Source organism: Polymorphobacter multimanifer (genome assembly GCF_014205635.1).
Taxonomy (GTDB): Bacteria; Pseudomonadota; Alphaproteobacteria; order Sphingomonadales; family Sphingomonadaceae; genus Sandarakinorhabdus; species Sandarakinorhabdus multimanifer.
The window spans coordinates 1-19,146 of the sequence record NZ_JACIIV010000024.1 but is presented as its reverse complement, the minus strand read 5'-3'; the positions used below and the strand labels follow the sequence as shown (position 1 = coordinate 19,146).

At 64.5% G+C, this 19,146-nt stretch carries 17 protein-coding genes; 1 reads left to right on the top strand and 16 read right to left on the bottom strand.

The genetic code is table 11. The features are described from left to right. From lpdA to FHS79_RS14595, 16 genes are all read right to left on the bottom strand, one after another. On the bottom strand, window positions 1-1,392 hold the full coding sequence (gene lpdA, locus FHS79_RS14670) for a dihydrolipoyl dehydrogenase (protein WP_207792371.1): 1,392 nt from the start codon (window positions 1,390-1,392) through the stop codon (window positions 1-3). A 49-nt stretch (window positions 1,393-1,441) separates the two neighbouring features. Continuing rightward, complete coding sequence (gene odhB, locus FHS79_RS14665) at window positions 1,442-2,713, bottom strand: 2-oxoglutarate dehydrogenase complex dihydrolipoyllysine-residue succinyltransferase (RefSeq protein ID WP_184201733.1); 1,272 nt, start codon at window positions 2,711-2,713, stop codon at window positions 1,442-1,444. Between the two features lie 2 nt (window positions 2,714-2,715). Next, window positions 2,716-5,544, bottom strand: coding sequence for a 2-oxoglutarate dehydrogenase E1 component (locus FHS79_RS14660; protein WP_184201730.1), 2,829 nt, complete (start codon window positions 5,542-5,544; stop codon window positions 2,716-2,718). Between the two features lie 116 nt (window positions 5,545-5,660). Further along, window positions 5,661-6,545, bottom strand: coding sequence for a succinate--CoA ligase subunit alpha (gene sucD, locus FHS79_RS14655; protein WP_184201727.1), 885 nt, complete (start codon window positions 6,543-6,545; stop codon window positions 5,661-5,663). Then, window positions 6,545-7,744 (bottom strand): ADP-forming succinate--CoA ligase subunit beta, encoded by a 1,200-nt coding sequence (gene sucC / locus FHS79_RS14650; RefSeq protein ID WP_184201724.1) that lies wholly within the window; start codon window positions 7,742-7,744, stop codon window positions 6,545-6,547. The genes sucD and sucC overlap by 1 nt, the downstream gene beginning before the upstream one ends. Window positions 7,745-7,908: 164 nt before the next feature. Then, on the bottom strand, window positions 7,909-8,127 hold the full coding sequence (locus FHS79_RS14645; protein WP_184201721.1) for an antitoxin: 219 nt from the start codon (window positions 8,125-8,127) through the stop codon (window positions 7,909-7,911). Between the two features lie 49 nt (window positions 8,128-8,176). Next, complete coding sequence (locus FHS79_RS14640; RefSeq protein WP_184201718.1) at window positions 8,177-8,437, bottom strand: hypothetical protein; 261 nt, start codon at window positions 8,435-8,437, stop codon at window positions 8,177-8,179. Beyond that, the gene (mdh, locus tag FHS79_RS14635; protein WP_184201715.1) at window positions 8,434-9,396 is read right to left on the bottom strand and encodes a malate dehydrogenase; all 963 of its coding nucleotides are present in this window, start codon (window positions 9,394-9,396) and stop codon (window positions 8,434-8,436) included. Before mdh ends, FHS79_RS14640 begins: the two co-directional genes overlap by 4 nt. An 84-nt stretch (window positions 9,397-9,480) precedes the next feature. Then, window positions 9,481-9,915 carry a hypothetical protein gene (locus FHS79_RS14630; RefSeq protein ID WP_184201712.1) on the bottom strand — a complete coding sequence of 145 codons (435 nt, stop codon included), beginning with the start codon at window positions 9,913-9,915 and terminating at the stop codon, window positions 9,481-9,483. A gap of 59 nt (window positions 9,916-9,974) precedes the next feature. Next, window positions 9,975-10,667: a uracil-DNA glycosylase gene (ung, locus tag FHS79_RS14625; RefSeq protein WP_184201709.1), complete on the bottom strand. Its 693-nt coding sequence runs from the start codon at window positions 10,665-10,667 to the stop codon at window positions 9,975-9,977. After that, window positions 10,667-11,884: a peroxiredoxin family protein gene (locus tag FHS79_RS14620; protein WP_184201707.1), complete on the bottom strand. Its 1,218-nt coding sequence runs from the start codon at window positions 11,882-11,884 to the stop codon at window positions 10,667-10,669. Before FHS79_RS14620 ends, ung begins: the two co-directional genes overlap by 1 nt. A gap of 72 nt (window positions 11,885-11,956) precedes the next feature. Next, on the bottom strand, window positions 11,957-12,349 hold the full coding sequence (locus FHS79_RS14615) for a response regulator (protein WP_207792370.1): 393 nt from the start codon (window positions 12,347-12,349) through the stop codon (window positions 11,957-11,959). Next, a complete protein-coding gene (locus FHS79_RS14610) occupies window positions 12,336-13,514 on the bottom strand; it encodes a sensor histidine kinase (RefSeq protein ID WP_184201703.1) in 1,179 nt (392 codons plus the stop codon). Before FHS79_RS14610 ends, FHS79_RS14615 begins: the two co-directional genes overlap by 14 nt. Window positions 13,515-13,606: 92 nt before the next feature. After that, complete coding sequence (locus FHS79_RS14605; RefSeq protein WP_243452924.1) at window positions 13,607-14,941, bottom strand: MFS transporter; 1,335 nt, start codon at window positions 14,939-14,941, stop codon at window positions 13,607-13,609. Window positions 14,942-14,947: 6 nt separating this feature from the next. Continuing rightward, window positions 14,948-16,000: a FecR family protein gene (locus FHS79_RS14600; protein WP_341534468.1), complete on the bottom strand. Its 1,053-nt coding sequence runs from the start codon at window positions 15,998-16,000 to the stop codon at window positions 14,948-14,950. Beyond that, window positions 15,960-16,550, bottom strand: a complete 591-nt coding sequence (locus FHS79_RS14595; protein WP_341534467.1) for an RNA polymerase sigma factor — start codon at window positions 16,548-16,550, stop codon at window positions 15,960-15,962. The genes FHS79_RS14600 and FHS79_RS14595 overlap by 41 nt, the downstream gene beginning before the upstream one ends. Before the next feature lie 219 nt (window positions 16,551-16,769). Between FHS79_RS14595 and FHS79_RS14590 the strand changes: the two genes are divergently transcribed. Next, on the top strand, window positions 16,770-19,055 hold the full coding sequence (locus FHS79_RS14590) for a TonB-dependent receptor plug domain-containing protein (RefSeq protein ID WP_184201697.1): 2,286 nt from the start codon (window positions 16,770-16,772) through the stop codon (window positions 19,053-19,055). The last annotated feature ends 91 nt before the right edge of the window (window positions 19,056-19,146 follow it).

Below are 19,146 nucleotides of genomic sequence, written 5' to 3'. Positions count from 1 at the left end.
CTACATGTGAATCGGCTTGCCCGTCACCGCCATCGCGGCTTCCTTGAGCGCCTCGGGGTGGGTCGGGTGCGCGTGGCACGTGAGCGCCAGATCTTCCGACGAAGCACCAAACTCCATGGCCAGTGCAGCTTCGGCGATCATCGTCCCCGCCATCGGGCCGATGATATGCACGCCCAGAATCCGGTCAGATACCGCATCGGCGAGCACCTTCACAAAGCCTTCGGTGTCGCGATTGGTCTTGGCGCGGCTGTTAGCAGCAAAAGGAAACTTGCCCACCTTGTATTGGATGCCGGCCGCCTTCAGCTCTTCCTCGGTCCGCCCCACGGTCGCCACCTCGGGGTCGGTATAGACGACCGCCGGAATCACATCGCGGTTCACATGGCCGTTCAGCCCGGCGATATTGTCGGCCGCCGCCACGCCCTCGTCCTCGGCCTTGTGCGCCAGCATCGGCCCTTCCACCACATCGCCGATCGCCCAGATGCCCGCCACGCTCGTGCTGAAATCATGGTTGATCGGCACACGCCCCTGCTCCAGCACCAGCCCGGTCGCCTCGATGTTCAGCCCATCAGTGTTCGGCCGCCGCCCGGTGGAAAGCAGCACCACATCGGCCTCGATCTCGGTCGCCGCGCCACCCGCTACCGGCTCCACGGTCACCACCGCACCGGTGCCCTTTCGGGCCACGCCCGTCACCTTGGTGTCGGTATGGATCACCATCCCCTGCTTCTTCAGCACCTTGGCAAAGGCATTGCCGACTTCGACATCCATCGCCGGCACGATCCGCGGCGCATATTCGACCACGGTGACCTTCGATCCCAGCCGCCGCCACACCGAGCCCATCTCCAGCCCGATATAACCGCCGCCGATCACCACCAGATGTCCCGGCACCGCACCCAGCGTCAACGCCTCAGTGCTTGTCACGATCACCTCGCCGTCGGGAGTCACGCCGGGCAGGCTCGTCGGCTCGGAGCCTGTGGCGATGATGAAGTCCTTCGCCGTCAGCGTGCGGTCCCCCACGGTGATCGACTTCGCGTCGACAAAGCGCGCCTCGCCCTTGATCCACTCGACCTTGTTCTTCTTGAACAGAAACGCGACCCCGTCGGTCAACTCCTTCACCGCCTTGTCCTTTTCGGCGAGCAAGGCAGCCAGGTCCAGTTCCACCCCGGCAATCTTCACGCCGAACTTGGCCAGATGCCCGCTGCCCGCCTCCTCGAAGAAGTGGGAGCCATGCAGCAGCGCCTTGGAGGGAATGCACCCCACATTGAGGCAGGTGCCCCCCAGCGTGCCGCGCTTCTCGATGCACGCCACCTTCAGCCCGTGCTGCGCCGCCCGGATCGCCGCCACATAGCCACCAGGGCCGGCGCCAATGACAATGAGGTCGAAGTCTGTGGCCATGATTTCATCCAATTACGCAAGATCGGTGTTGAGGCGACAGCCTCCCCTGTCAGAGATCGACCAGCAGCCGCGCCGGGTCTTCCAGCGCTTCCTTGATCCGCACCAGGAAGGTCACGGCCTCGCGGCCATCGACAATCCGGTGGTCGTAGCTCAGCGCCAGATACATCATCGGCCGCACCACGATCTGCCCGTCGCGCACCACCGGCCGCTCCTCGATCCGGTGCATGCCGAGCACGCCCGATTGCGGCGGGTTGAGGATGGGTGTGGACAGCAGCGAGCCGAACACGCCGCCGTTCGAAATGGTGAAGTTGCCGCCCTGCAGTTCCTCGAGCTTCAACTGCCCAGCCTGTGCCCGCGCGCCGAAATCGGCAATCGCCCGCTCGGTCGCGGCAAAGCCCAGCTTGTCGGCATTGCGCAGGATCGGCACCACCAGTCCGCCCGGCGAAGACACCGCAATGCCGAGGTCGGCATAGTCGCGATAGACGATCTCATCGCCCTCGAGGCTCGCCCCCACCGCCGGCACATCGCGCAACGCCAGCACACACGCCTGCGCAAAGAAGCTCATGAAGCCCAGCCGCACGCCATGCTTCTTCTCGAACAGGTCCTTGTAGCGGGTGCGCGTTGCCATCACAGCAGTCATGTCGACATCGTTGAACGTCGTCAGCATCGCGGCGGTGTTCTGCGCTTCCTTCAGTCGCCGCGCGATCGTCTGCCGAAGCCGCGTCATCCGCACCCGCTCCTCGCGGCGCTCGGCCACAGGAGCAGCCGCAGCCGCAGCCGCAGCCGGGGCAGCCGCAGCCTTGCCAACCCGCTTCGCGGTGCCAGCCTCGATCGCGGCCAGCACATCGCCCTTGGTCAGCCGGCCATCCTTGCCGGTGCCGCTGATGCTGGCGGGATCGAGGTCATAATCCTCGATGATCTTCCGCACCGCCGGCCCCATCGCGTCGAGCGCCTGCGCTTCAGCAGCGGGCGCTGCCGGTGCCGGTGCCGGAGCGGCAGCAGGAGCCGGGGCAGGGGAGGGTGCTGGTGCCGCAGCCGGTGCCGCCGCAGCAGCAGGCGCTGCCGCCGAGGCCGCCGGCGCATCGCCCGCCTCGACCGCCGCAATGGCGCTTCCCACCATCACCGTGTCACCCGGTTGCGCCAGATGCGCCATGATCACGCCGGCAATCGGCGACGGCACATCCACCGCCACCTTGTCGGTCTCCAGGCTCACGATCGGCTCATCGGCGGCGACATGCTCGCCCACCTGCTTGAGCCACACGCCCACCGTCGCTTCGGTGATCGATTCGCCAAGGGCGGGGATGATGACGTCCTGAGCCATGGTCAGCTGACTTCCTTCAACGATTGCTTCGAGGTTTCGAGTTCATTGCCGGCCGCGACCTTCGCCGTTTCTCGGCCAGCGCCAAGCGCTTCTGCCACCAGCTTCGCCTGTTCCAGCGCGTGCCGCTTCAACAGCCCGGTCGCCGTCGCTGCCGCCGCAGGGCGCCCGGCATAGGTCGGGCGCTGCCCCAGCGCATCCTCGATCAGCGGGTTGATGAAGCTCCAGGCACCGGCGTTCTTCGGCTCTTCCTGTGCCCACACCACCTCTTCGAGGTTCGGGAAGCGCGCCGCATACTCCTGCACCGCGTCGCCGGGGAAGGGGTAGAGCTGCTCCACCCGCAACAGATACACATCGTTGCGTTCCGTCGTCTCGCGCGCCTCCAGAAGGTCGTAATAGACCTTGCCGGTGCACAGGACGAGCCGCCGTACCTTGTCCGGGTCACACGGCGCCAGGTCGTCGAGCACACGGTGGAAGCTGGTGCCGTCGGCCATGTGCGCGAGCGAGCTCACCGCCCGCTTGTGGCGCAGCAGCGATTTCGGCGTGAATATGATCAGCGGCTTGCGGAAGTCGCGCAGCATCTGCCGGCGCAGCAGGTGGAAATAATTGCTCGGCGTCGTCGCATTCGCCACCTGGATATTGTCCTCGGCGCAGGCGGTCAAAAACCGCTCCACGCGCGCCGAACTATGCTCCGGCCCCTGGCCCTCATAGCCATGCGGCAGCAGCATCGTCAGGCCATTCGCCCGCAGCCACTTGATCTCGCCGCTGGTGATGAACTGGTCGATGATCGTCTGCGCGCCGTTCACGAAGTCGCCGAACTGCGCCTCCCACAGCACCAGCGTCCGCGGGTCGGTGAGCGAATAGCCATATTCGAAGCCCAGCACGCCGAATTCGGACAAGGGGCTGTCGAGCACTTCGAATGCCCCCAGTCCCTTCAGCGGCACATGGCGGGCACCGGTCTTCTGGTCGGTCCACACCGCGTGGCGCTGGCTGAAGGTGCCGCGTCCCGAATCCTGGCCGGAGAGCCGAACCCCCTGGCCCTCGCGCAGCAGCGAGCCATAGGCCAATGCTTCCGCCGTCGCCCAATCGATGTTCTGCCCGGTCTCGATCATCTCGGCCTTGGCCTTGAGGATGCGCCCCAACGTCGGATGAATGTTGAACCCCGAAGGCACATAGGTCAGCACCTGGCCGATCGCGCGCAGCTCCGAAGTCGCGACGCCGGTGTCAGCCGCGCGCCGGCTGTCCACCGCTTCCATCGGCCTGTTGAGCCCCGCCCAGCGCCCCTCGAACCAGTCGGCCTTGTTGGCCTTGTAGGTCGTGGCCGACTCGAAATCATTCTCCAGCGTCTTGGTGTAGGTCGCAATCGCCTCGGGCACGAAGCGCGCGTCGATCACGCCCTCCTTGATCAGCCGCTCGGCGTAAATCTCGCTCACCGGCGCATGCGACCCGATCTCGGCATACATGAGCGGCTGGGTGAAGCTCGGCTCGTCGCTCTCATTGTGCCCGAAGCGCCGATAGCACCACATGTCGATCACCACGTCGCGCTTGAACTTCTGGCGGAATTCGGTCGCCACCTTGGTGGCAAAGGTCACCGCCTCGGGGTCATCGCCGTTCACATGGAAGATCGGCGCCTGCACGATCTTGCCGACATCGCTCGGATAGGGGGACGAGCGCGCGAACTGCGGACTCGTCGTGAACCCGACCTGGTTGTTGACGATGAAGTGGATCGTGCCACCGGTGTTGTAGCCACCGATGCCGGAAAACCCGAAGCACTCCGCCACAATGCCCTGGCCGGCAAAGGCCGCATCGCCGTGCAGCAGCACCGGCATCGCATGGGCGCGGTCCACATCGTCCGCCATCGTCTGGATGGCGCGCACCTTGCCGAGCACCACCGGGTCGACCGCTTCCAGGTGCGAAGGGTTGGGCGCCAGGCTCAAATGCACCTTGTTGCCGTCGAACTCGCGGTCGGTGCTGGCACCCAGATGGTATTTCACATCGCCCGAGCCGCCGACATCATCGGGGTTCGCCGAGCCGCCGCCAAATTCGTGGAAGATGATCCGGAACGGCTTCTGCATCACATTGCCGAGCATGTTGAGCCGGCCGCGGTGCGGCATCCCGAACACGATCTCGGTGATCCCGAGCTGGCCGCCGGTCTTGATGATCGATTCCATCGCCGGAATCATCGATTCCCCGCCATCGAGCCCGAAGCGCTTGGTGCCGACATATTTCCGGCCCAAAAACCGCTCCCACTGCTCGGCCTCGATCAGCTTGTTCAGGATCGCGCGCTTGCCGAGTGCGGTGAAGTGGATCTCCTTGTTGCGACCCTCGATCTTCTCCTGAATGAAGCGCCGCTCCTCCACATCATTGATGTGCATGTACTCCACGCCGACCTTGCCGCAGTAATTCTGCCGCAAGATCTCCACCAGCTCGCGGATCGTCGCCGTCTCGATTCCCAGCACCCCGGCGATATGGATCGGCCGGTCGAGGTCATCCTCGCCGAAGCCATGATATTCCGGCGTCAGATCGGCCGGCAGGTCGCGCTTCAAGAGCCCCAGCGGATCGAGATTGGCCGCCAGATGCCCGCGCACCCGGTAGGTGCGGATCAGCATCAGCGCATTCACCGCATCGCGCGCCGCCCGCGCAATGTCCTCGGGCGTTGCACCCGAACTCGCCGCCTTCTCGGCCGCCTTCGATGCCGCCTTGGCGGGCATCAGCATGTCGGCCGCATCGAGCCCGCGCGTCAGCGCATCATCGGGACGCGGTGGCCAGTCACTTCTCGCCCAGCTCGGTCCCGCCCGGTCCGCCGCCGTCGGCAACAGCGCCTCGTCTGCCATCACACTCGTCCTCGTTCTGCCGCGCCCTGATAGACCGGTGCGGCCTGCATGTCACCGGCATGGCTGCTATGCCGTGGGCGGGCAGGGGGCCAGCCCCCTGTCCACCGTTAACGGCTTCAGCCCTTCAACAGTTCAGCCAGTGTGATCCCGAGCAGCGATGGCGACGGCGAGACTCGAATGCCGGCGGCTTCCATCGCCGCCATCTTCGATCCAGCATCGCCCTTGCCGCCAGAAACGATGGCGCCGGCATGGCCCATCCGCCGGCCGGGAGGGGCCGTGGTGCCGGCGATGAACCCCACCATCGGCTTCTTGCGCCCGCGCTTCGCCTCATCGGCAATGAACTGCGCCGCCTGCTCTTCGGCATCGCCGCCGATCTCGCCGATCATGATGATGCTCTGCGTCGCCTCGTCGGCGAGGAACAGCTCGAGCATGTCGATGAAGTTTGTGCCGTTCACCGGATCGCCGCCGATCCCCACCGCCGTCGTCTGGCCAAGGCCCACCGCCGTCGTCTGGTGCACCGCCTCATAGATCAGCGTTCCCGAGCGCGAAACAACGCCCACCGAGCCCTTGGAGAAGATGTTCCCCGGCATGATGCCGATCTTGCACTCGCCCGGCGTCAGCACGCCCGGGCAATTCGGCCCGATCAGCCGCGATTTCGAACCCGAGAGCGAGCGCTTCACCCGCACCATGTCGAGCACCGGAATGCCCTCGGTGATGCAGATGATCAGCGGCACTTCGGCGTCGATCGCCTCGCAAATCGCATCGGCCGCACCGGGCGGCGGCACATAGACGACGCTGGCATCGCAGCCCGTCGCCGCGCGCGCTTCATGCACGGTGTTGAACACCGGCAGCCCCAGATGCGTCTGCCCACCCTTGCCCGGTGCTGTGCCCCCCACGACCTGCGTGCCATAGGCGATCGAAGCCTCGGTATGGAAGGTGCCCTGTTTGCCGGTGAAGCCCTGGGTGATGACCCGGGTGTTCTTGCCTACGAGAATCGACATTACGCAGCCTTCCGCACTTCAGCGACGATCTTCGCCGCGGCATCCCCCAGATTGTCCCCCGAGATGATCGGAAGGCCGCTCTCGGCGAGGATCTTCTTGCCCAGTTCCACATTCGTCCCCTCGAGCCGCACAACCAGCGGCACCGAAAGGTTCACTTCCTTGGCCGCGGCAATAATGCCCTCGGCGATGATGTCGCAGCGCATGATGCCGCCGAAGATGTTGACGAGAATGCCCTTCACCGCCGGGTCCTTGAGGATCAGCTTGAAAGCGTTGGTCACCTTCTCCTTGTCGGCCCCACCGCCCACATCGAGGAAGTTGGCCGGCTCCTCGCCATTCAGCTTGATGATATCCATCGTCGCCATCGCAAGGCCGGCACCATTCACCAGGCAGCCGATCGAGCCATCGAGCTTGATGAACGCCAGGTCATACTTCGACGCCTCGACTTCCGCAGGGTCCTCCTCGGTCAGGTCGCGCAGCGCCACCAGGTCGGGGTGGCGATACAGCGCATTGGGGTCGAACCCGACCTTGGCATCGAGAACCATCAACTGTCCGTCGCCGGTCACCGCCAGCGGGTTGATCTCGATCTGCGAAGCATCGGTGCCTACAAACGCTGCATACAGCGTCGCCACCACATGCTCGGCCTGCTTGGCGAGGTCGCCGGTCAGCCCCAGCGTGGCGGCCACGGCGCGGCCATGGTGCGGCATGATCCCGGTCGCGGGGTCGATCGTCAGCGTGGTGATCTTCTCCGGTGTGTCATGCGCCACCGTCTCGATGTCCATGCCGCCTTCGGTGGAGACCACCAGCGCAATCCGCCCGGTCGCGCGGTCGACCAGCAGGGCGAGGTAGAATTCCTTCTCGATATCCACGCCATCGGTCACGTAAAGCCGGTTGACCTGCTTGCCCGCCGGCCCGGTCTGCACCGTCACCAGCGTGTTGCCGAGCATGTCGGTCGCGGCCGCCCGCACATCATCGGCCGATCGCGCCAGCCGCACGCCGCCCTTGGCTTCCGGCGGCAGTTCGACAAACTTGCCCTTGCCGCGCCCGCCGGCATGGATCTGTGCCTTCACCACATAAAGCGGCCCCGGCAGGGTGCTCGTGGCGGCCACCGCCTCCTCCACAGTCATCGCGGCCACGCCGGCCGGCACCGGCACCCCGAATTTCGCGAGCACCTCCTTGGCCTGATATTCATGGATGTTCATGGGTGTCCCCTCGCAAAAGGCCAAAGATTCGTGCGCCGCTTCTATGGCGACTGCGATGCTGCGCCGCAACCCGGCGCCATCGCCAGGCGAGCAGGCTGACTGCGTTATTGGCGTCGATGTTTATAAGAGGCCAACGCAGTATTGCTACCAGACGGTGTCGGCCCCTAGAAATCGCCGGATGCTGGGCTGATAGCCTCTATCGTGTCCAGCATCGCGTTGGAGGGCTGCACACGCTCGGCGTGGGCGTCGGCCCGCGTCAGCACCACCCGTTTTCCGTCGCGCTCGATCCAGACCTCGGTTCCGATGCCGAACCCAAATCCCTTCGGCAGCCGAATGGCTTCCGAATTGCCGGATTTAAAGGTGCGGACCGTTACAGAAGTCATCGCTTATGTATTCGAGAAATGCGCCAAAAACTCAAGCCCAACCGGACGACTACAGAATATCGCCCCGCCAATACGCTCTTATGATCAGGACGATTTGCAGCACGCCCGTCGACACAAACAGCCCAATGGCTATGTCAGCGCCCAACCCGGATCGAGGTTCGCCTGACATAATACCCGAAGCCAGATACAACCACGCCGGCAGAGCCAGTGCATACGTCAGTATCTGCAACCACTTCGGCAAAATGTCCCATTGCGCCGCCTCAGCGGAGCGCAACTCCTTGAGATAATCAAGGACGCGGCGCCAGATCACCCCAGCGAAGGATCGATCGCCCGGCACGCCGCCAGCAACTCCTTCACCGCATCCACCGACACCGTGAAGTTCGCCTGCGCCTCGTCGCCCAGCGCGATCTCGACCACGCGCTCCACGCCGCCGGCACCGATCACGCACGGCACGCCGACATACAGGTCGTTCACGCCATATTGCCCGGTCAGGTTCACAGCGCACGGGATCACGCGCTTCTTGTCCTTCAAGAAAGCTTCCGCCATCTCGATGCCGCTCGTCGCCGGCGCATAAAAGGCGCTGCCGGTCTTCAGCAGCCCCACGATCTCGCCGCCGCCCGAGCGCGTGCGTGCCACGATCGCGTCGATCCGCTCCTTCGTGCTCCAGCCCATCTTGATCAGATCGGGGATCGGAATGCCCGCCACGGTCGAATATTCCACCACCGGCACCATCGTGTCGCCATGCCCGCCGAGCACGAAGGCGGTCACATCCTTCACGCTCACCTTGAACTCGTCCGCCAGGAAATGCCGGAAGCGCGAAGAATCGAGCACGCCCGCCATCCCAACCACCATGTGATGCGGCAGCCCCGAAAACTCGCGCAGTGCCCAGACCATCGCATCGAGCGGGTTGGTGATGCAGATCACGAACGCATCCGGCGCATTCGCCTTGATGCCTTCGCCCACCGCCTTCATCACCTTCAGGTTGATGCCGAGCAGGTCGTCACGGCTCATCCCCGGCTTGCGCGCCACGCCGGCGGTCACGATGATCACATCGGCGCCGGCGATATCGGCATAATCATTGGTGCCCTTGAGGTGCGAGTCGAACCCCTCCACCGGCCCGCACTGGTTCAGGTCGAGCGCCTTGCCCTGCGGCACGCCTTCCACCACGTCGAACAGCACCACATCGCCCAGCTCCTTCGCCGCCGCCAGATGTGCCAGCGTGCCGCCGATGTTGCCGGCGCCGATGAGAGCGATTTTTGCGCGTGCCATGGTCTGTCGTCCTGCTGCTGTGAGTCGAAGTTGTCGCAGGCGATAGACCGGCAGGCGACAGGCCGCAACCTCAGCCCGGCACCCCTACCGCAGCACGCCCGTCTGCGCCTGCCGCCAGCTGTAGATGGCAAAGAAAATGCACCCCGCCAGCACCACGAACTGCATCGCTGCGGCGTCGCCCATCACCTCCGCCCCGTTCGAAAGCAGATAGGAATAGAGCAGGCTCACCAGAAACGCCGCGAGTGACAGCAGCAGCACCGGCACCGACCAGCGCCGCCGCAGCGCCAGCAGCACTGCCCCGCCAAAGGCACACCACACGCCGGTCGCCCAGATCGCCGTCATCCAGCCGGGAAAAGCGTCCATGTACGCAATCTGCGGGTCGGTCATGCCCATCTGCCGGTAATAGGCCGCACCCACCGTCATCGACATGAAATAGTCATAGGCCCCGAACGCGTTCCACGCGAGCCCCACCACTGCCACCGGCCAGAAATGCCAAGGTGTACGCGCTGTTGTCGTCATTCGACCCTCCCCCAAGGATGGCCGAATTGTAACAGAAATTACCAGCCTGCCAATTGCCCTCAAACCGGCGGCAGCGCCCAGTCGATCGGCGGCTCCCCTCGCGCCTCCGCCCAAGTGTTCACCCGCGAAAAATGCCGGCATCCGAAAAACCCGTTGTGCGCCGAAAGCGGGGAGGGGTGCGGCGCCTTCAGCACCAGATGCCGGCTTTCATCGACAAACCCCGCCTTCTTCTGCGCATGGCTCCCCCAAAGCAGAAATGCAGCAGGCTGTGGCCGCGCCGCCACCAGCCGGACCACCGCATCGGTGAACGCCTCCCAACCCTGGCCCTGGTGGCTTGCCGCGCGCGCCATTTCCACCGTCAGAACGCTGTTGAGCAGCAGCACGCCCTGTTTCGCCCAATGCTCCAGAAACCCGTGCCGTGCCGGAGCGATGCCAAGGTCGCTCTGCAGCTCCTTGTAGATGTTCACAAGGCTCGGCGGCACCCGCACCCCCGGCCGCACGCTGAACGCCAGCCCATGCGCCTGCCCCTCGCCATGATAGGGGTCCTGCCCCAGAATCACCACGCGCACCTTGTCGAGCGGCGTCAGATCAAGGGCACGAAACCACTCGCCCCCGCGCGGAAAAACCCGCTTCCCCGCCGCGCGCTCGGCGAGCAGAAACGCCCGCAGCGCCGCCATCCGCGGGCCGGCCAGCGTCTCCGCCAGCGGCTCCCGCCAGCTTTCGTGCAACTTCGCCTGCGATGCTTCTGCCATCAGGCCTTTTCGGCGAGCAGCTTGCGCACGTAAAGGTCGAAATCCTTCTTCGCCTTGGCATTGAGCGCACCCGTCGCCGGACCCGCCCACCCCACATGCACTTCCCGCACCCGGCCATCCCGCCCGATGAAGATCGTCGAGGGATAGACCTTGATCGGCCCCAGCGCCCCCAGCGCCTTTGCCGAGCTTTCGGGTGTGGGCTGGCCCGCCAGCAGATGCGGATAGGCAAGGTTGTAGCGCTTGGCAAAGCTGTCCATCTGCCGGAATGCGCGTGCCTGGTCGTCGCCATATTCGAAGTTGAGGCTGATCACCTCCAGCCCGTTCTTCTTGTTCGCCTTGGCATAAGGCCCGAGGAATTTCGCTTCGTCATGGCAGTTCGGGCACCAGGCGCCGCCGAGCGTGATCACGACGACCTTGCCCTTGAACTGCGGGTCGCTCAGCGAGACCATCTTGCCGCTGGTATCGGGGAAGCTGAACGCAAGCCGGTCGGACACCGGCTTCTCCACCATCACAGCTTCCAGATCGGCGCCCTTGGCGCGCTCGGCGCTCCACGAGGTGGCACTGCGCGAGGTCGCATAAAACACTTCGCCATCAAGCTTGCCACCCACCAGCTTCGCCACCCACAGCCCCGAGGTCGAGCCGTCGAAGTGCGAAAGCTTCAGCGTATTGCCGCTGATATCTCCCGCCAGATAGCGCACATCACCGCTCGGAAACTGGATCGATCCGGTCACCGAATTGCCCTGCTGGCGAAGCTGCGCCAGCCCCTTTTCGCCGCGCGGCCCCCGCACCAGGGACCAGCGCCCGGTCAAATCCGCCGCGGCCTTCACCGGCCGTTGTGCGAAGCGCCACGCGCCGCGCGTGCCGCTGGCGGCCAACTGCACCGGGCCATTGGCGCGCACGAAATCCGCGGTGCCCGTCAGCCTGTCATCGGCGCCCAGCGTCAGCGTCAGCTTCGCATTGTACGAAGGGAAGCCCAGCACCAGCGTGTTGCCTTGCACGCTCACCGCCTCCACTGCCAGCCGCTCGGGCGGATTGATCAGCCATGCCGCCGGCTTGCCGCGCACCCGGCCCACTTCCACGCCGAACGGCAATTCGCCACCTGGATGGTCGAGCGTCACCCGCCACTTGCCGTCGAGCCCGGCCGCCGCGGCCGGCGCCAGCGCCACCACCGAAAACAGCACCAGCAACGGCGCCAGGAGAATGCGAAATCTGTTCATCATGCCAAGCCCCATGCCAAACCCCCTGCTGCAAGGCGACAAAGAAGCCCTTGCCCCCCGCCAAGCAGCGCTTCACGCATCCTGGTTGTCGCGCAGCCCCGGCTCGCCGAGCCGCCTGATGGCATCGATGATGTCCGAAAGCCGATAGGGTTTGATGAACAGCACACTGTCCGGCACCGAGTCGGGCCGCGAGGCACTGTAGCCGGTGGCATAGACAACGCGGATCCCCGGCCGGAAGGCCCGCGCTCGCTGCGCCACCGCCCAGCCATCGAGCGCGCCCGGAAAGCGGATGTCGGTGAACAGCACATCGATCCGCGCATCGCTTTCCAGATGGCGCATCGCCTCATCGGCATCGCACGCCGTCAGCACCAAAAAGCCTGCATCCTCGAGCTCTTCCTGGGCGATGATCATCACCAGCGCCTCGTCCTCGACGATGAGCACCGTCAGCTGTTCATCCATCCCCATTCCAATTCCCTTCGACCGCCGGAAGCGTGATCATGATCCGCGTCCCGACATGTTCGGCGCTTTCCAGTTCAATCTCCCCGCCCGATTGTGTTGTAAAGCCGTAAACCTGTGCCAGCCCCAGCCCGCTGCCCTGGCCCACGCCCTTGGTGGTGAAGAACGGCTCGAGCGCCCGGTCGCGCACCGCCGTCGGCATCCCCACGCCGGTGTCGGCCACCGTCAGCACCACCCGCCCGGCCTCGGCGCGGGTCGAGAAGGTCAGCGTGCCGCCGCCGGGCATCGCATCACGGGCATTGATCGCCAGGTTGAGCAGCGCATTCTCGGCCTGGACCGGATCGACAACCACCAGCGGCAGCGCGTCATCCAGATCGAGCGCCACCTCGATGCCGCTGCCCAGCGTGCGGTCGAGCAGGTCGGTCATGCCCAGGATCACCCGATTGAGGTCCTGCGCGCTCGGCGCCAGCGGCTGCTTGCGCGAAAAGGCGAGCAGCTGCTGGGTCAGCCGCGCCCCGCGTTCCGCACCCTCCATCGCATGCGCCAGCGGTCGCGCAAGCCGCGGATCCTCGGCCAGCCGCGCCGCACGGTCCAGATTGGTCATCACGATCGTCAGCAGATTGTTGAAGTCATGCGCGATGCCGCCGGTCAGCTGTCCCACCGCCTCCAGCTTCTGCGATTGGCGGAGCAGCTCCTCCACCCGCGATCGCTCGGCAATCTCGCGGTTGAGCGCTGCCAGCGCCACGTCGCGCTCGGCAATCCGCGCCGTCAGCGAGTCATTGGCGGCGCGCAGTTGCGCCGGGGAGGGCAGCGCCAGCGCCTTGGGAAGCAGCGGCCACAGCGCCATCGCCGTCAGCAGCGAGACGCCGGCCGTGAACAGCTTGAGCAGCCCCTGCACGCCATAGGCCGGCACCCACAGCGTCAGGATCGAGAAGAAGTGCGTCGCCCCGCAGGCCAGGATGAACGCCACGAACATCCAGGCCACCCAGCCGAAATCCAGGTCCTGCCGCCGCAGCACGAAAAGCGCCAGCACCACCGGAATCGAGAAGTACGAAAGCCCGATCACCAGATCGGCAATCACATGCGTCCACACCAGCTCCTCGTCCCAGAACAGGCAAAAGCCATGCGGCGGTAGCCCGGTCTTGCCGAGCATGTTGTTCAGATAGTCGAGCATGGTGTGCCTCGAATGGTGTCACGCCGTGAACGTGCACGCATGGCCGCGTCCCCATGTCGCTGCAACCCCGCAATCACCCCCATGGTCGCTGCTCAGTCCTTCACACCGCCCTTCGTCTCGGACATGCGGATATAGACGATCAGCGACATGCCGATCGTCGCTGCCACATACCAGTAGAAGCCGCGCTCCAGGTCCCAGCTCTTGAAGGTCAGCGCCACATATTCGGCGGTGCCGCCAAACACCGTATTGGCCAGCGCATAGGGCAGTGCCACCCCCAGTGCCCGGATGTTCGCGGGAAACAGCTCGGCCTTCACCACGGCATTGATCGAGGTGTATCCGGTCACGATCACAAGTGCGGCCAGCACCAGCAGAAAGGCGTGGAAGGAGTTGGACACCGTCTCCAGCGCCATGAAGATCGGCACGGTGAACAGCATCCCCGCCACCCCGAAGCCGATCAGCAGCGGCTTGCGCCCCACCCGGTCCGAAAGCCAGCCCGCCGCCGGCTGCAGCAGCATGTACACGAACAGCGCCGCCGCCATGATGCCCGTCGCTGTCTCGCGCCCGAAGCCGGCCGAATTGACGAGGAATTTCTGCATGTAGGTCGAGTAGGTATAAAAGGCGAGCGTGCCCCCGGCGGTCAACGCGATCACGACTGCCACCTGCCGCGGATGATGGCGGAACAGCGCGGTGCCGCTTGAAGCCCGCCGACCGGGATCGGCGCTTGCCGCCTCGAACTGCGGCGTCTCCGAAAGCCGGCGGCGCAGGTAGAACACGCTGAACGCCAGCACTCCGCCGATCGCGAAGGGAATCCGCCATCCCCAGTCCTCCAGCATCGCCACCGGCATCGTCAGTTGCAGCAGCAGCAGCACGCTCAGCGCCAGCAACTGCCCGGCGATGAGGGTCACGTACTGGAAGCTCGAAAAGAAGCCGCGGTGGTCGCGCTGCGCCATTTCCGAAAGATAGGTGGCGCTCGCCCCATATTCGCCGCCCACCGAAAGCCCCTGCAGCAGCCGCGCAAACAGCAGCATCGCCGGCGCCCAGGCACCGATCATCGCATAGGTCGGCGTCGCCGCAATCAGCAGCGATCCGCCGCCCATCAGCATCACCGACAATGTCAGCCCCGCCTTGCGACCCCGCCGGTCGGCATACATCCCCATGATCCAGGCCCCCAGCGGCCGCATCAGAAAGCCCACGGCAAAGATGGCGGCGGCATTGAGCAGCTGCGCCGTGCTGTCGTCGGAGGGAAAGAAGCTCGGCGCAAAATACAGCGTGAACGCCGAATAGACATACCAGTCATACCATTCGACCAGATTGCCGAGCGACCCGCCGAAGATCGACCGCAGCCGCCCCACCTTGATGCCCCCCTTCGCGGCACCTGCAAGGTCGGAGCCAGCAACGGGCAGGTCGGCATCGAGCATCTTGTCCATGCCCGTTCAACGATCCAGCGCGAGGTTTCTGCCATCCTCGGACAAATCGGGGGCAAAACCCGGCGCCCTCAGCAGCAGCACCGACCGGTCGGCCCCCACCACCTGCCGAATGCCCAGCCCCGGCGAAAGCAGCCCGATGAACTGGTCCGACGCCCCCACCCGGAACCGCCCTTCCACCCGCACCGACGCAATCTCGGGGTCGCCGATCACCAGCGGGCTCACCCGGTAGCGGTTGAATTCGTCCACCGCTTGCGCCAGCGTCTCGCCGCGAAATTCGACAATGCCCGATTGCCACGCCAGCCGCCGCGCCGCCTGCATGCTCGACAGGGCGGTCATCGCCACCGAACCGCCGCGAATCGCCGCCCCCTGCGTCGCCGCCACCACCCGGACATCCCCTCTGCCTTCAGAACCGGCACCCTCCAGCCCCGCCACCCGCACCATCCCGTCGACGACCGTCAGCTCGAGCACATCGGGCCGCAGCCGCACATTGAAGCCGCCGCCCCTGGCCTGCAGCGTGGTGCCCTCCGCATCGATCACCAGCGGCGCCGGATGGTCGGCCGCCACAATGAAGCTTGCTTCGCCGCGCAGCAGCCGCACGAAGCGCGAGCGCTCGCGAATGGCGATTTCCACCGCCGAATTGGTGTTGAGAAAGATGCTCGACCCATCTTCGAGCCGAAACCGCCGCGCCTCGCCCACCGCGGTCCGGTATCGCACCACCGCACTGGCCTTCTGCACCGCCACCGTCGCCGCCGTGCCGATGAACGCCGTGGCAAAGATCGCCGCGATCACCTGGCGGCGGCCCACCACCGCCTCGAAGCGACCCGCCGGCCCGGCAATCGCCTCGGGGTCGATCCGCGGCGCCACTTCCTTCAGCCGCCCGCTGATCTCCCATGCCGCCTCGGCCTTGGCAAAGGCCACGCCATGCGCCGGATGCTCGGCAATCCACGCATAGGCCTCGGCCCAGTCGTCGTCGCTTCCCGATGCCCGCGCCGCGAGGAACCGCCGCGCCGCTTCGTCTTCAAGCCTCTCGCGCTCGTCGATCCTGCTGTAGCGAGCCACCAACGCGAAATTCCTCGAACTCACCGATTGCGACCATCACCTTGGCGGTGGCCCGGGCAATGTGCTTGTCGACAGTAGAGACGGACAAGCCCATCTCTTCTGCTATCTCCGCCACAGGTTTATCGTAGATACGGCGCAAAATGAACGCCCTGCGACATTGGATAGGCAGGGTATCGACAATCGCCTCGAGTCGCCGCAATTCATCGCGTGCTTCCAGCCGCGCCTCGGTGTTCACGTCCGACGCGATCAGGTCGAAATCCGCCAGCTGTTCGAAGGAGATGATCTTGTCGCGCCGCGCCTGGTCGATGATCAGGTTGCGGGCGATGCGGAAAAGCCAGGCGCGGCCGCCAGTCACCCGCGCGAAGTCTTCGGTGGCGAAGGCCCGGGCAAGCGCTTCGGCTACGATATCGTCGAGATCGGCACGGCGGGGCATGATCCGGCGCAGACGTGCCCGAAGCGCTGCCTCGTGCGGCAGGACCTGGCCCTTGAACCAGTCGAGCCGTGCGCGGACCTGCGCCCCTGCGACCCTGGGATCGTGGTTGTTGCTCAAGCCACCCCCTCCATCGCCCATCGGCAGGCCTGCCCTGCCGTATCGAACTGCGTCATCGAAACGTAATGGAACATCAAGTCATGTCGCTTGTCCAGCCGCAACGTTCGAAACGTCTGATTGTGCATCTGTGAAAAAAAATCACGCGAACCGGGTGGTGGATTGGCAGAAACCTTCAACTCGCTCGTTGAGACGGGTGTGGGAAGACAAAAGGGGGCGTTCATGCCGACGATCGATTATCGCAATGCAGCGGCGAGTCTTGCGGTGCTGGCCTTCGTGCTCGCATCAGGTTCGGCAGCAGCGCAAACCCAGCCCACGCAGGTCGCCGCTGCCGATCCGGCGCCTCTGAACGAGGCGGAAATGATCGTGACGGGCACCCGCGGCGTCGCGCGCACCGTCGCCGAGAGCCCGACGCCGATCGATGTCATCTCCGCCCCCGAGCTCGAGCGCACCGGCCGTTTCGGCACCATCGCCGCCCTCAATCTGCTGGTGCCGTCGTTCAACGCGCCGCAGCGCGCCGGTGGCGGCACGTCGACGATTATCCAGACCGGCGGCCTGCGTGGACTAAATCCAGATCAGACGCTGATCCTGGTCAACGGCAAGCGTCGTCACAAAACCTCGCTGATCAACGCCGTTTCGGCGCTTTATAATGGCGCGGTGCCGGTGGATCTCGATCTCATCCCGCAATCGGCGATCGGCCGAGTGGAAGTGCTGCGTGATGGCGCGGCGGCGCAATATGGTTCGGACGCCATTGCCGGTGTGATCAACTTCATTCTCAAGTCGGACCGTGAGGGCGGGCAGATCAATTTCAGTGCCGGCCAAAACTTCGACCGGTCGGACGGCGAGAATTACATCCTCAACGCAAATATCGGCACCAGTCTCGGCGACCGGGGCTTTCTCGACCTGTTCCTCTCGGCGCGCCAGCAGGAGCTTTCCAACCGCGCCGTGCCGATCAGCCCCAATATCAACCTTTATCGCACGGTGAACGGCCAGCGCGATCCGCGCGAGGCGACGATCGACCGGCTCGTTACCACCCAGTTTGGCAACTTTCCGGTGCGCGGCTTCAATGTCGGCCACAATCTCGAGTATGATTTCGGGGGAGTGGAGCTCTATTCGTTCGGAACCTTCAGCCAGCGTCGGTCAGACCTGACACAGACATTTCGCGCGCCCAACAATGCGGCGTCGCTGCCCGAAGTCTATCCCAATGGTCTCCGGCCAACGCTTCTGATCCAGGAAGAGGATTTCGAGCTCGCTGTGGGGCTGCGTGGTCAAGTTAGCGGCTGGGATTGGGACCTTTCTAGCGTATATGGCCAAAACCGTGCTCGTCAGAGTGCCTATGATTCGATCAACGCGTCGCTTGGGCCAACGAGCCCAACCGAGTTTTCGGTCGGCGCGCTGCGCTCGAACGAGTGGATCAATTCACTCGATTTCACGCGCAGCTTCGAAGTGGGGAGCGGCAAGCTGCAGGTATCGACCGGGCTGCAACATCGCCGTGAGCGGTATGCAGTTTCTGAAGGTCAACTCGAGTCTTATCAGGCCGGAAACTACACCTATGTGGCAAACGGTGTAACGATCCGCCCCGCGCCCGGCGCGCAGGGTGCGAGCGGCTTCACACCCGCCGATGCGGGTTCGCTCTCGCGCAACAATTTGTCCGCATATGTCGATCTGGCGTGGGATCCAACGACTCGGACAACAATTTCGGGGGCGTTACGCTATGAACATTATGATGATGCCAGCCGCGATACGCTGATTGGGAAGATTACAGCACGGCAGGAACTGACAGATTGGATAAGCGTCCGCGGCGCCGTCTCGACGGGTTTCCGCGCGCCATCGGTAGCGCAGCAACTTTATGCCTCGACAACGGGGCAATTCCGCACTGTCAACGGGGTGCTCGATCTGCTGCAGATCAAGACCCTCCCGGTCAATTCGCCCTCAGCGATTGCGCTCGGTGCGATCCCGCTCCAGCCCGAGGAGTCGACCAATTTCTCATTGGGGGTGGTGCTGACGCCATTGGCAGCGTTGACAATCACTATTGATGGCTACCAGATCGATGTGCGTGATCGGATTACCATCACCAGCACGCTAACCGGCGCGGCGGTATCTGCCATACTCGTTGCAAATGGACTTTCGCCAGAAATAAGTGGCCAATATTATGCCAACGCAATTGATACGCGGACGCGTGGTTTGGATATCGTCGCCACTTATCGCCATAATTTGGGTAGCGATGGAGAAATGGCGTGGAACATCGGCTATAATTACAATCAAACTGATATCCGCCGCATTGCTGACAACCCGTCCCAACTCCAGTCACTCGGAGCGGGCTTTGTGCTCTTTGATCGGCGGGCGCAATCCAACCTGACCACAAACCTGCCCCGCACAAAGCTTCTGATTGCTAATTTCACCCGCATTGGTGACTGGAGTCTCAACACGCGCGTTAATCGCTTCGGGCGGTTTGACAGCTTCCAGAACGCCACTGCCACAGTAGGCGGCCAACCGGTTTTCGGGTAATTACCCACCCCCTTGCCAAGGGGTCGCGTCTATGATTCACACTATCCATGAATCGCGAGGAACTTGAGCAGCTTACGAAGCCTGAGTTGAT

Bases quoted from the DNA above. Each gene is read 5' to 3' on its own strand.
- FHS79_RS14645 (WP_184201721.1), bottom strand. From the start codon at position 8,127: ATGACTTCTGTAACGGTCCGCACCTTTAAATCCGGCAATTCGGAAGCC.
- sucD (WP_184201727.1), bottom strand. From the start codon at position 6,545: ATGTCGATTCTCGTAGGCAAGAACACCCGGGTCATCACCCAGGGCTTC.
- FHS79_RS14605 (WP_243452924.1), bottom strand. From the start codon at position 14,941: ATGGACAAGATGCTCGATGCCGACCTGCCCGTTGCTGGCTCCGACCTT.
- FHS79_RS14610 (WP_184201703.1), bottom strand. From the start codon at position 13,514: ATGCTCGACTATCTGAACAACATGCTCGGCAAGACCGGGCTACCGCCG.
- FHS79_RS14620 (WP_184201707.1), bottom strand. From the start codon at position 11,884: ATGAACAGATTTCGCATTCTCCTGGCGCCGTTGCTGGTGCTGTTTTCG.
- FHS79_RS14630 (WP_184201712.1), bottom strand. From the start codon at position 9,915: ATGACGACAACAGCGCGTACACCTTGGCATTTCTGGCCGGTGGCAGTG.
- mdh (WP_184201715.1), bottom strand. From the start codon at position 9,396: ATGGCACGCGCAAAAATCGCTCTCATCGGCGCCGGCAACATCGGCGGC.
- odhB (WP_184201733.1), bottom strand. From the start codon at position 2,713: ATGGCTCAGGACGTCATCATCCCCGCCCTTGGCGAATCGATCACCGAA.
- lpdA (WP_207792371.1), bottom strand. From the start codon at position 1,392: ATGGCCACAGACTTCGACCTCATTGTCATTGGCGCCGGCCCTGGTGGC.
- ung (WP_184201709.1), bottom strand. From the start codon at position 10,667: ATGGCAGAAGCATCGCAGGCGAAGTTGCACGAAAGCTGGCGGGAGCCG.
- FHS79_RS14615 (WP_207792370.1), bottom strand. From the start codon at position 12,349: ATGGGGATGGATGAACAGCTGACGGTGCTCATCGTCGAGGACGAGGCG.
- sucC (WP_184201724.1), bottom strand. From the start codon at position 7,744: ATGAACATCCATGAATATCAGGCCAAGGAGGTGCTCGCGAAATTCGGG.
- FHS79_RS14590 (WP_184201697.1), top strand. From the start codon at position 16,770: ATGCCGACGATCGATTATCGCAATGCAGCGGCGAGTCTTGCGGTGCTG.
- FHS79_RS14660 (WP_184201730.1), bottom strand. From the start codon at position 5,544: ATGGCAGACGAGGCGCTGTTGCCGACGGCGGCGGACCGGGCGGGACCG.